This is a genomic window from Streptomyces sp. NBC_00510 (assembly GCA_036013505.1).
Lineage (GTDB): Bacteria > Actinomycetota > Actinomycetes > Streptomycetales > Streptomycetaceae > Actinacidiphila.
In genome coordinates this window covers 528,100-540,924 of the sequence record CP107851.1, presented here as the reverse complement: position 1 = coordinate 540,924, position 12,825 = coordinate 528,100, and the positions used below count along the sequence as shown (strand labels likewise).

The 12,825-nt window shown below is 71.2% G+C and carries 6 protein-coding genes; all 6 read left to right on the top strand.

Annotated elements, in window-relative coordinates; translation table 11 throughout:
* Positions 1-25 precede the first annotated feature (25 nt).
* The 6 genes from OG937_02580 (at position 26) to OG937_02555 (ending at position 12,817) form a co-directional block, all read left to right on the top strand.
* Positions 26-3,334: a PQQ-dependent sugar dehydrogenase gene (locus tag OG937_02580; GenBank protein WUD70646.1), complete on the top strand. Its 3,309-nt coding sequence runs from the start codon at positions 26-28 to the stop codon at positions 3,332-3,334.
* Positions 3,335-3,613: 279 nt separating this feature from the next.
* On the top strand, positions 3,614-4,780 hold the full coding sequence (locus tag OG937_02575) for an ROK family transcriptional regulator (protein WUD70645.1): 1,167 nt from the start codon (positions 3,614-3,616) through the stop codon (positions 4,778-4,780).
* A gap of 235 nt (positions 4,781-5,015) precedes the next feature.
* A complete protein-coding gene (locus OG937_02570) occupies positions 5,016-8,510 on the top strand; it encodes a hypothetical protein (protein WUD70644.1) in 3,495 nt (1,164 codons plus the stop codon).
* A gap of 22 nt (positions 8,511-8,532) precedes the next feature.
* Positions 8,533-10,152, top strand: coding sequence for a hypothetical protein (locus tag OG937_02565; protein ID WUD70643.1), 1,620 nt, complete (start codon positions 8,533-8,535; stop codon positions 10,150-10,152).
* Between the two features lie 152 nt (positions 10,153-10,304).
* Positions 10,305-11,435, top strand: a complete 1,131-nt coding sequence (locus OG937_02560) for a hypothetical protein (protein WUD70642.1) — start codon at positions 10,305-10,307, stop codon at positions 11,433-11,435.
* A gap of 92 nt (positions 11,436-11,527) precedes the next feature.
* The gene (locus OG937_02555; GenBank protein ID WUD70641.1) at positions 11,528-12,817 is read left to right on the top strand and encodes a hypothetical protein; all 1,290 of its coding nucleotides are present in this window, start codon (positions 11,528-11,530) and stop codon (positions 12,815-12,817) included.
* Positions 12,818-12,825: the final 8 nt, after the last annotated feature.

The window sequence follows — 12,825 nt, the reverse complement described above, 5'->3', positions numbered from 1 at the left end:
TGTGTACCGTACCCTGAGAGGCCTCATGGCCGGGGTGCTCCTGGCGTCGCTGCCCATGCTGGGCGGTCTCGCCTTGGCACCGGCTGCGCAGGCGCACCCGGACGACGCACTCGCGGCGCAGGCGAGCACGGCCGCGGCCGACCCCGCCGTGGACTGGTCGAACTACGAGAAGGCCACGCTCAGCAAGGACACCGGCGAGCCGATCGACCTCGCCGTGCTGCCCGATCTGCGTGTCCTGCACACCGCCCGCAACGGCGATCTGCGGATGACCGACCCCGGCACCGGAATCACCAAGGTCGTGAACCACCTCGACGTCTACCAGAACTCAGAGATGGGTCTGCAGACCGTCACCCTCGACCCGGACTTCGCGACCAACCACTGGGTCTACCTCTACTACTCGCCGCCGCTGAGCACTCCCGCCGGTGCGGCCCCCGAGCGGCTGCCGGCCGGGCAGACCGACGCGTACTGGAAGCAGTGGGAGGGCTACGACGCCCTCACGCGCTTCAAGTGGACGGGGGACAAGCTCGACCTGTCCACCGCCCAGGAGATCATCCGCGTCACCACCAACCGCGGTCAGTGCTGCCACGTCGCCGGCGACGTCGACTTCGACGCGCAGGGCAACCTCTACCTGTCCACCGGCGGCAACACTCCCGCGTCCGGCCCCAACGTCAACGGTTACACCCCGATCAACGACGCGGCCACCTACAACCCCGGCCTCGACGAGCGCCGCGGCTCCGGGAACACCAACGACCTGCGCGGCAAGATCCTGCGCATCCACGTCCAGGACGACGGGACGTACACCATCCCGCCGGGCAACCTGTTCCCCGTCGGCACGGACAAGACCCGTCCCGAGATCTTCGTGATGGGCCTGCGCAACCCCTACCGGATGACGGTGGACAAGGCCACGGGCGCGGTGATGTGGGGCGACTACGGCCCCGACGCCGGGAACGCCGACCCCAACCGCGGACCGATGGGCTACGTCGAGTGGGACACCACCACCACCGCCATGAACAGCGGCTGGCCGTTCTGCACCGGTGACAACACCCGTCCCTACCGGGACTTCGACTTCGCCACCCTCACGCCCGGCCCCGCCTTCGACTGCGCCGCGCCGGTCAACGACTCCCGTTGGAACACCGGCCTCACCCAGCTGCCCCCGTCAAGGGCGGCCACCTTGTGGTACGGCGACCGCGACACCGACCAGCCCTGGCCGGAACTGACCGCCTTCCGCGGTCCTGGCGGTTCCGGCGGCCAGGCCCCGATGGGCGGCCCGGTCTACCACTACGACGCGGCCAACCCCGCCCCGGGCAAGTTCCCCGCCTACTGGGACGGCAAGGCCTTCTTCGGGGAGTTCTCCCAGGACTACGTCGCCGCCCTGACCCTGGCCGGCCCGGACGGTCCGGTCACCAAACTGGAGAACGTACTCCCCAACAGCCAGCGTTCCGAGAACGGCATCCCGCCGTGGGACAACCCGATGGACCTGGAGTTCGGCCCCGACGGCGCGCTCTACGTCCTCGACTACGGCGACGGCTTCTTCCGGCAGAACCCCGACGCGGGCCTCTACCGGATCGACTACGCAGAAGGCAACAAGGCCCCCACCGCGGTGATCAGCGCCAGCCCCTCCTCGGGCCAGGCACCGCTCACCGTCTCCTTCAGCGCCACCGGCTCCACCGACCCGGAAGGCTCCGCCCTCACCTACCAGTGGGACCTCGACGGCAACGGCACTTTCGAGACCACCGGCCCCACGGCCACCCGCACCTATGCCGACAACGGCCAGCTCCGGGCCCGCCTCAAGGTCACCGACCCCGAGGGCAAGACCGGCCTGACCAGCAAGCAGATCACCGTGGGCAACACCGCTCCGACAGTGGCGTTCACCTCCCCGCCCAACGGTGGCTTCTTCACCTGGGGCGACGTGGTGCCGTACGCCACCCGGATCGACGATCCGGAGGACGGCACCAACGTCGACTGCACCAAGGCCGCCTGGACCCTCGGCCTCGGCCACAACCAGCACGGCCACCCGGTGAGCAGCGGGACCGGTTGCTCGGGGGCGATCACGACCCCGGCCGACGCGGGCCACGGTGACACGGAGAACGTCTTCGGTGTCCTCGGTCTCACCTACACCGACCGGGGCGCCGGCTCTGTGCCGCCTGCGACCAGCGACGCCCAGGTCGTCCTCAACCCCGCCCTCATGCAGGGCGAACACTACGACTCGTCCCAGGGCGTCGTGATCACCGATGACGCCACCGCGTCCGGACAGCGCAAGCTGACCGCCTTCGACAACGGCGACTGGATCGGCTACGACCCGGTGTCCTTCGCCGGCATCACCGGGGTGCAGACCCGTGCCACCGGCGCCGGAACGCTGTCGCTGCGCTGGGGCACACCCAGGTCCGACCCGTTCGCCACGATCACGGTCCCGGCGGGTGACGGCTGGCAGACGATCAACACGGCGCTGAGTGCGGCTCCCTCCGGCACCAGGCAGCTCTACGTCACGTCCTCGGGCGGCGTCGAGGTGGACTCCTTCACCTTCCAGGGGTCGGGTGTCGCCGACAGGACCCCGCCGACGGTGGCGGCCACCCTCAACCCGGCGCAGCCCACCGGCAGCAACGGCTGGTACACCGGCAATGTGTCGCTGACCGTCAACGCCACCGACAACGGCGCCATCAAGAGCCGGGAGTACTCGCTCAACGGCGGCACGACCTGGCTGAGCGCGAACAGCACGGTCACCCTCTCCGCAGAGGGGATGAGTTCCATCCGGTACCGGGCGACGGACACGGCCAACAACATCTCCGCGGTCGGCACCATCGCCGTTCGGATCGACCGGACCGGACCTGAGGTGACGGTCACGGGCGTGACGGCTGACACCGCCTACGGGGACTCCCAGCGCCCGACGCCGGTGGTCTCGGTCACGGACGCCGTCTCCGGAGGGCCGTCCGCGTCCGCGCTGCTGGACGGTACTCCCGTCACCCCGGGGCAGCCACTGCTGCTGTGGCGGTTGCCGCTGGGTGACCACGACTTGGTGGTCACAGGTCGTGACGCGGCGGGCAACACCACCACTCGCACGGTGCACTTCACCACCCGCACCTCCTTCGACGAGATGGACACCCTGATCACCCAACTGCGTGCGGAGAACCGGCTGACCGAGCAGGGCCGGCAGCGGCTGACGGTCCGGCTCGACCAGGCCCGGGCGCACGCCGACGCAGGGCGCACCAACCAGGCAGCCGCGGTCCTGGACCAGGTCGCGCAACTGGCCCAGGACACCAAACTGGTGACCGACGCGACCGCGCGGACCGCTCTTGCCCGCGATGCCCTCGCCGTGAAGGGAGGCTTGGCCGGCTGATGCGAAGGGTGCTGCCCGGCCGTCACGGCGGGCAGCACCCTGCCGACGGCTCCAGGGCCCACCAGTGGCCGTCGCCGGACGGCGGCCGCCGGGCCCTCGAGCGTGTCCACATGCCGGCAGTCCCGGACGGGGATTCCGGTCGGGTAACTTCTTGACACACCGATGCTTTTTTTGTTTCTCATTTAACTTTCGACGATCCGCGCGAAAGCCATTGACGCTTATGACGTAACGCCTCTAACGTTTTGTCACACATGCGGCTGATACCCTGGAAGTGAGCCTGTGACCATCCAGTACCGCGCGCTGAGCCTGTTGCGCGACCTCGGGCCGCTGTCACGCGCACAGCTGTCCGACCAACTGGAAGTGGCGAGGCCGAGGCTGCTGGCTGAACTCGACCGCTTGATCGCCGCCGGGAAGGTGCTCGAGGCGGGGCCGGCCACCTCTCGAGGCGGCCGCCCTTCCACTCTCGTCCAACTCGATCCCGAAATCCGGTTCGCGGCGGTGGACCTCGGGGCGAGCTCGATCGACATCGAGATCACCGACGGAGGGCTGGAACCGATCGCCTCCTATGCCGAGCCGGCCGATATCCGCAAAGGTCCGCGCGCGGTCCTGGATCGGGTCAACGAACTCCTGAACAAAATGGCGGACCAGGCCGGGTGCGCGCGGTTCAACTCCATAGGCATCGGCCTGCCGGGGCCGGTCAGCTTCAAGGAGGGGATCTCGGTTTCCCCGCCGATCATGCCGGGTTGGGACCGCTTCCCCGTCCGGGACACCCTCACCCGCGCGCACGGGTGCCCGGTCGTGGTGGACAACGACGTGAACGTGATGGCCCTCGGCGAGCGGTACGCGGGGGTCGCCAAGTCCGTCGACAACCTGCTGTTCGTCAAGATCGGCAGCGGAATAGGCTGCGGTGTGCAGGTCCACGGCCAGATCTACCGCGGGTCGGAGGGATCCGCAGGCGACATCGGCCACATACAGGTCGAGGCTGAGGGACCGGTCTGCTCGTGCGGGAGAACCGGCTGCCTGGAGGCCCTCTTCGGCGGTGTGGCCCTGGCCCGGGACGCCACCGAGGCCGCCCGTTCGGGGCAGTCGCCGGCGCTGGCAGAACGCCTCGCCGCGGAGGGCCTCCTCACCGCCGTGGACGTGGCGGAGTGCGCGGCCGGCGGGGACGCCACGTGCGTCAACCTGATCCGGGACGGCGGCCACCGGGTGGGGCAAGTCCTCGCCACGCTGGTCAGCTTCATCAACCCGTCGATGATTGTGATCGGCGGCGGCGTCTCCGGCCTCGGCCACCTGCTGCTCGCCGAGATCCGCAGCGTCGTGTACAAGGGCTCGCTGCCGCTCGCCACCGGAAACCTGCAGATCGTGCTGTCGGAACTCGGCCCGCGCGCCGGAGTTACCGGCGCGGCACTGCTGGCCAGCGAACTCGACTTCCAGCGGCATCTCTGACGGACAGGACGGATGCTCCGGCCGCCCCGGTGCCCGGTACTCTGCCGCTTGATCGGTGCTTCTGTCCCCTGACTCCCCGTGGACGAGGTCCACTATCCGATTGTGAAGGTTACGGGAAGAACCGACAAGAGCATCCGGATCTCCGCAAGTCCCCCTTCTCCTGACGCCGCTGCTGCCATCATGTGCCGGTGGACCGGTGGACGGCACGCTACTGCCGGCGGGGGAATGGGGAGGCATGGTGGCCGACGAGCCTTCACCAGCGTTGGACGTCGGCGCGTTACTGACGTCGGAGCTGTCGGTCACCGACCGGACAGCCGCCCGGCGCGTGCGGCGCGCCCTGCTCTCACCGGAGCAGCCCGCCCTCGCCTACCTGCGGGAACGCGTCGCCGCCGAGGACACCGAGGTCCTGCGTACCCTCCGCGACGGGGATACGGACGTCCACCGGCTGCTGGCTCCCAGGGCCGCCGCCGCGACCAGCGTCCGGGCCCTCGCGGGTCAAGGCCCGTACCGCGCGGACGAACCGGCCGCCGCCCATGCCCTGCGGGCCTCCGCCGCCATGGCACTCGCACTGGTCGGCAACGTGGAGGACGCGCCGCATCAGTTACAGACCGGGATGCTGTGGCTGCAGCACTGCCAGGCACACCTTCCGCTCGACGGGCTGGAGACGGCGAGCCTGCTGGACCGAGCGGCACCCGGACACGCGGCACGGATCAACCGGCTGACGGCGGGACTCGGCGAGGACGAGCAGGACCTCGCCCTGCCGGTCCTGCTGTGGCTGCTGACTCTGGACGGGGCGCTGCCCGAGCCGCAGAAGGTAGCCGAGGCAGGCGTGCTGTTCGACGCCGGTCGGGGCGGAGCACGCGGGACACTCACGGTCGCCGTGCTGCCCGACGGGCCGCCCGCGCTGATACCCGACCCCCGGACGATGTCCGGTTTCCGTGCCGACGCGCGGTTCCAGCAGTCCCTCCGGGACGCCTGGACAGCAGCCGGGCACGACGTCACCGGGACCGTCCTGTGGTCGCTGACCGGCGCGGAAGGTGTCGTGGGGATGGTCGCCGACCGGTCGCTGGGCTGTGCCTTCGGTGTGCTCATCGGCGAGGCGGGGCGCCGGACCGGCGTCCGGCCCGACCCACCTTCCTCCAGGAGCTTCAGGGACCGGTTCTCCCTGCCGGCGTTACGCCGTCTCAACTCCCGTACGGCGCTGGTCGGCGGGCTCGACGGGACGCGGGCGGGCCGACTGGTCAGCGTGGGTGGCTATGCGAGCAAGCTGAAGGCGGCGGACAACGGGCAGAACGTGATCGTCCCCAGGGCCGACGAGGACGAGGCCCGTCAGGCGTGGCACGGTGACAGGTCCGCGAACCTCCTGGTCGCCTCCACCGTCGCCGAGGCCGCCCGCCTGGCCCGGACCTGGGACGGGCCAGCCCTGGCCCGCTGGGCCAAGGTGACCGGGCCCGCGCTCCTGGTCGTCCTTGCGATGGTCACGGGAATGGCGCTCTACTTCGCCAAGGTGGGCGACAAGGAGGCGGACAAGGCGCTCGCAGCGGATCTCGCCGCGGAGGCCCTGACACTCCGGCAGACCGATCCCCGTCTCGCGGGCCTGCTCGGCCTCGCCGGAAGCCGTATCGAGCCGGACACCCCGCGGGCCGTCCAGGCGATGCGCGACGTGCTGGACACCAACTCCGGCGTACGGCTCTCTTGGCAGGCCAGCCCCACCCGGGTCGACAGCGTCGCCGTGGACGACAAACGCGACCGCGTCTACACCACGGGCAACGACTCGGGTGTCAAATCCTGGGACCTGCGCACGGGGAAGCTCCTGGGGAAGGCGCCCGGGGAGGTGGGTGGCCTGGTGCTCAACGACGTGAGCGGCCTGCTCGCCGCCCGCGGCGCCTCCGTCGTCTCCCTGTACGAGGTGCTGGACGAGAAACCCGTCCTGCGGGGCACCTTTCCGGAGCCGACCTGCGCGCGGGCGGACAGCCGAACCGCGGCGATAGCCTTCACCGACCGGGGAGTCCGGCTCGTGGAAGTGCGAGACGACGGCACGATGGCCCAGTACGACACCACCACCCGTCAACAGACCGACTGCCGGCGGCTCGGCTCGATGGGCGTCCAGGGGCTGCCCGGTGGCCTGCGCGTGGTGGTGGACGCCTCGGTGGCTGCCAGCCCCAATCCACGCCCCGACCGGGAGCCCGCCGAGGAGCGGGTGGTTCTGCTGTTGACGAACGACCGCGTACTCTCCGTCGGCCTCGACAGCCACAAGGCGGCAGTGGAGATTGAGGAGGACGACGTCCAGGGCACGCCGTCGCAGATCGGGGCGAACGACGAGCTGATCGTCCTCGCCACACCCGGAGGCGTTCAGGCCTGGGACCGAGCCCGGCGCCGGCAGCTCACCTTCGCCGTGGGCAATCTGCCCACGGCCCCCCGCGCGATGGTCGAGCACAGTGGCAGCGTCGCCATTGCCGGCGACGCCGGCACCGCTCTTGTACCGGTCGGCGCCGGGGACGCCGCCGCCGCGAGCCGGGGTCTTGACGAGCCCCGCGGGGGTCCGGCGACCGCCGTGGCCGTGGGGGCTGATTTCACGGTGGTCTCGGCGGGGCGCGGCGGGCGCGTCAACGTCCTCGACGACCGGCCCGGGCCGCTGGGCCGCAGCACGGCACCGGCGACCAGCGCTGCCGCCTTCGGTAGGGACGGCCGACTGCTTCTCTCTTCCTTCTCGGACCTCTCACACGCCGCCGATGGGCTGTACATGGTGCGTCCGGAGGCGAGGGAGAGCCCGTCCCTCTCCGCCGAGACGGACTGGCCGCACGAGACCACCTACAGCTCCCGCACGTTCTTCGTCAACGACGTCGCGATGAGCGCGGAGTACGTGGCCGGAGCTGGGCAGTTCAACGGGCGGGGCACGGTCGCCGTGTGGCGGCGGAACGGCACCTGGCTGCGGGACCTGCGGCCGTCCGGCGTGGACGAGACGGACCGTCGCAGCGCCGAGCGGATCGTCACTGACGTCGCGTTCGTGCCCGAGGCTCACCTGCTGATCGCCCGGCACGTCACTGGCCCGGTGACGGTGTGGTCCACCCGGACCTGGAAGGAGCTGGACACCGTCCCTGTCGCTCAGGGCATCGACCTCCGGGTGCACGGCACCCGTGCCGTCGCCCTGGAACGGCCGGGCGAGGACGATGCGCGGCTCGTCGCCATCGACCTGACCACGCCGCGGGATGCCACCACCCGGGCGGTGAAGACGCCTGGCGTGTATCGGCTGGACTGGAGCCAGGACGGTTCCCGCCTCGCCCTCCTCGCCAGTGGCAATTCCGTCCGCTATCTGGACGCGAATCTGCGGGACACCGGGTCCCCGCTTCGCGTGCCCGACGCCGCCACCGAGGCGAGGACGGTGGCACTGTCACCTGACGGGAGCCGGACGGCCGTCGGCTTCGCCGACCAGGTCCTCGTCCACGACACCGCGACAGGACTTCTGTCGATGCCCGCCCTGCACCGGAGCGGTGCCGGGGACATCATCCACCTGTACTGGTCGCCGGACGACCGCATGCTGGTCGCCGTCACCCGTTCGTTCCGCACGGACAACGCCGCCGGGCCGCTGAACCTCTGGAAGGTGGGCGGCATCGACTGGCAACGGAGCATCTGCCGGTGGACCGGCGGAAAGGGGCTCACCCACAAGGAGTGGGCCAAACACGTAGGCGACCGCCATCCGTACATCGATCTGTGCGCCGAGGAGAAGTGACCGACGCATGACTCCCCTACCCATGCCTTTACGCGTCCGCGCCCTGGCGGCCCTCCTCCTGTCGAGCGCTCTGGTCGCCACCGCCGCGTGCTCGGCGGCCCCCGACGACGACAAGGCCCCGGGTGCCCGGGGCGCCGGTCCTTCTTCTTCGGCGGCGGACCGTCAGCGGCCCGTTCTCGCCTTCGTCCGGCCGAAGCAACAGGCGGTGATGGTGGCCGACGCCGCCGGCCGTACCTGGCAGGCGGACCGTACCGGAGCACAGGTGCCCGACCGGCTCAGCTGGTCCCCGGACGGCCGCCGGCTGGTCTGGACGGACCCGCAGAGGGAGGACACCACCGGACGGCTGCACGTCCTCGACGTCACCACTGGCAAGAAGGTCTCCCACGCGTGCCCCTGTAGCGGAGCCGGCTTCCTTGGCGCGGACGCCGTCAGTCTCGCGAGCGACGGCAGCGCGCTGCTGGTGTTCCCGGCCACGGGCGATCCGCGGCGGATCGCACTGAGCCGGACCAAGGGACCGTACGCCCGCCTCGTCACTGGAGGGGCCGAGGACGTCACCCTGTTCACCCCGCTGCCCGAGGGCCCGGGCGTCTTCCGTGGCCAGGGCACCCTAGACGCCGTCGACCGGCGCGGACGAGTCCGCCCGCTCTTGTCGGCGAAGCAGCCGTCCACTCTCACCCAGGCCTGGCGGGCACCGGACGGAAAGGGCGTCGCCTGGGGCAGCGCGGACAGCGGCGGGGCCTGTTGGACGGTCTCCACGCTTTTCGAGCACTCCGGCGCGTCCGGCCGGCCGAAGCGCCTGCTGCCCAGCGACACCGCGTTCCGCCGGGCGCTGATCGGGGACCAGCGCTCGATCACCTCGGCCTCCTGGGCGGGGGCGGGACTGACCGTCACTTACACGGGCATCGAGAGCTGCCAGGCCCGGTACCCCGGCCGGTCCGTCACCTACCACGTACGCGACGGGAAGTGGACGTACCTCGGATCCGGCCTGCTCGGGCTGGCTTTCGGGGCGGACGGGCGAGTCGCGCGTCTGCGCGGCGACGCTCATGTCGCCGACGGCATGAGTCTTCCCACCGGCACCCTGAGCCTCACCTCCGGCGCCAGGGAACTCGTACTGGCGGACGGTGTGTCCACCTTCGTCTTCACTCCCGCGGAGAGCGCCGCCGCGGGGGCACCCGCCGCCCGGCCCCAACCATCTGCCGCGGCAGTGACAACGGTCGACGACCACGGAAAGACGCTGCCCGCGGCGATGGTCCGGCTAGCCCGCCGCATCGAGCGAGCAGCCGACGACGACGACACCGAGGCACTGGTCCGGCTCTGTGCCGGCTGCGGAGAGGGGGTACTGCAGTGGGTCCGGCGGACGGAGGCGCCGTCGGAGATCCTGACGGCTATCCGCGCCCACCCCGGCGAGAACGGACCCCAGGGGCTCATGTATCCAGGCCTCACCACGTGCGTGGACGAGCCGAAGCAGGACATCACCTGCACCCCGGAGCAGCTGCACGACATCGCCATACTGGGCCTGAAGCCGGACCGGGACAGCGACTACTACGGGTCGGTCTACTCCGTGTGGAAGTCCGTGTCCGTGCCTTTGATCATGCGCATGGAGAACGGGGAGGCGCGATGGGCCGGACTGGCCGCCGGATGACCGGTCCCGGAGCTGCCGGCCCCCGGGTGGGCACCGAACCGGAGGTCCCGCCGAGTCGGGCTGGCGACGCGTGGTCGGCCGACGGCGCCGACACCAATCCGGGGGCCTCGACACGGATGGGCGCTGCCGTGCGGGCCGCCGACGGTCCGATCATGACCGGGGACGTACTCGACGGCAGGCGGGTCATCGGCTTCGGCTGCGCGGCCCAGGCCGTGCCGACCTCCGCCGACGACCGGCTGCTGCTCGAAGGCGACGAACACAGCGGGCCGCCATCGCGCAGCACCGATCCCGCCCGGCACCCGGCGCTGGAGCGGGTCGGCCTCCACCCTTACGCACAACTGGAGCGGGACCGGGTCCACCACGGCGCGCGGGGCCGGGTCCACCACGCCGACGACCTCGTTCCCGGCCTGACCGAGGCCTTCGACGAGCTGATTCACGGCGGGCGCGGCCCCCGGTTCCTCGCGCCCCTCATCGACCGGTTCGCCACGTCCGGGCACGGCTTCTGGCTGGTCGGGGGCGCCCCACGCGACCTGCTATCGGGTTTCCGCCCAGACGAGGTCGGCGACCTGGACGCCACGGGGACCGCCCCGGCCGGTGCCTTCTGCGACCTCGCCGATGACGTCCTCGAACGGGACGGATCCAGCGCCGAGTGCCCCCGGCGGTTCAGCCCCGACAGCCTGGTCTGCTCCGTCCTCACGCCGCAACGCGACAGCCACGTCCTGGACTACCGGGGCCTCGGTCTGCGAGGGCTGCCCTACCCCGCCACCGGTACGGACCTGGACCAGGACAGCCGGCAGCGCGACCTCACCGTCAACACCCTGCTATACGACCCGCTGCACCAGGTCGTCGTGGACCCACTCGGGCGGGCGCTCGGGGACCTACCCCATCGAGGCGGGGGGCCCCGCCAACTCGTCCCCGCCGGTGCGTCGGAAAGCCCTGAGACCTGCGCGGAACTGCTGCTGCGCGCCCTGAAGTTCCTGCTGCGCTGGCAGCAGCCCGGCGATGACCGCGCAGTCCGGCGGCAGAATAGGCCCCGCCCGGACAGCGGCGCGGAGGAAGAACACGGCCTGGACGACAGCGCGGTGCGGGCTTGGGCCAAAACCCTTCCTGCGGACCTCGTGGCGCGGCTGGACGAGCGCGGGGAGGCGGCCTGGCAGCGTCTGCGGGCGCAGGCCGACACCTGTCTTCCGGGCGGGCCGCACACCCTCCCCGCCGAATCGCTCCGCGCCTACGGCCCGGTCGTTGTCGAGCTCCTCGCCCGGATCACCGGGCCTGGCGCATGATGGGCACGGCCCAGGAGGAGGACGTGATGGCCGTGCACCGCCCGCTGAGCAGCTGGATCGCTCGCCTGGAACCGGGTGCGCCAGGTGCTCCCGTGTCCCTGGGACGGATCAACGACGGCAACGAGCGGGCCGACGCTCGGGAGATGAGCCGGTTCAGTACCGCCGCCTGGGCACGGACGAGCGTGACCGTCGGCCGGAACGGAGCACCCGTCCCGGCGCTCGCCCTGCGGGCCCCGGACGGCTCCCTGGTGGTCGAACTGGACGACTTCGGCAGGCCGCTGCCCGTCACGGAGGACGGCGTGGGTCTGGTCGCGAGACTTGAGGAGTCCTGGACCGCCGTCCCGGCCGATCCCCGGACCGTGGCACAGCTGCGGGCGGAGAGTCTGGAACTGCGCTACCTCCTGCTGCACCGCCTCGACCGGGAGACCGCGGCTCCCGCGGCCCTCTTCCACTGTCTGCCATGGAACCGGGTCGAGGCCGCCGCGCACTCCGTCGCCGCGCTGCTCCATCCCGTTGGTACGCCGCCCTCGTCCGCGAAAGGCGTCGTGAGGGCGCCGGAGGCGCGTGAGCTGCGCCACTGGTTCACGCCGGCCGCCACCTCGCTCGCCGGTCCGCTGTCGGTACTCGAAGCCGGACTGCGCGGCGACCGGGGCGGCCTCTGGTTCGGGCGTGAGGCGGCCGCCCTGCTCACCGGGCTGCTCACGGCGGACCTGGCGCGCCTGCCGGCCTCCACCAGGTCGGCGCTCGCCGCGCTGGCCGAACGGCTCGGTGCTGACCCAGCACTCCGTCACGGTGCCCGGCTGGCCGGCACCCGACTGACCGGCCCCGCGACCGTCTTCGTGGATCTGTCCCTGACGGTGCGTCTCGACTCCGAGTTCGTCCTGCTCGCCTCCTCGGGGGAGCTGGAGGACGAGGACGAGCGGGTGGTCACCCTGCGCGAACGACCGCTGACCGCCGAGGTGGCGGTGACACGGGACGGCATGGTGGACGTCGAGCTGGCGATCGACGACGACGGGACCGCACCCGTCAGATCCGTAGCGCAGGATGGGCCACTCTGTTACCCGGTGCGGATGAACCCCGTCCGGGGAACCGCCGGGGCGGGCGTTCCCGCCCGGTACTGGATGGTGCTGGACCGGGCCGGTTCCGGCTGGAACGGCTTCCTCACCGTGCCCGTCCCGGACGGGCAGTTCGACATCGGTCTGGACGCCCCGCCGCTCGCCCTGCCCTTCCTCGACCGAGTCCCGCTCGCGGAACTCCGGGCTTCGCTGCACGCCAACGAGCTCATCGGGAGCACCCGTTGGCACGAGATGATCGACGGTCTGCACCGGCACCATCCCGCGCACACGGCGCTCGCCGCGTACGACGCCGAACTCCCCGAATAAGCCTTGGC

Coding starts and splice junctions, on each gene's coding strand:
- OG937_02570 (WUD70644.1), top strand. CDS start 5,016: ATGGTGGCCGACGAGCCTTCACCAGCGTTGGACGTCGGCGCGTTACTG.
- OG937_02580 (WUD70646.1), top strand. CDS start 26: ATGGCCGGGGTGCTCCTGGCGTCGCTGCCCATGCTGGGCGGTCTCGCC.
- OG937_02560 (WUD70642.1), top strand. CDS start 10,305: ATGACCGGGGACGTACTCGACGGCAGGCGGGTCATCGGCTTCGGCTGC.
- OG937_02565 (WUD70643.1), top strand. CDS start 8,533: ATGCCTTTACGCGTCCGCGCCCTGGCGGCCCTCCTCCTGTCGAGCGCT.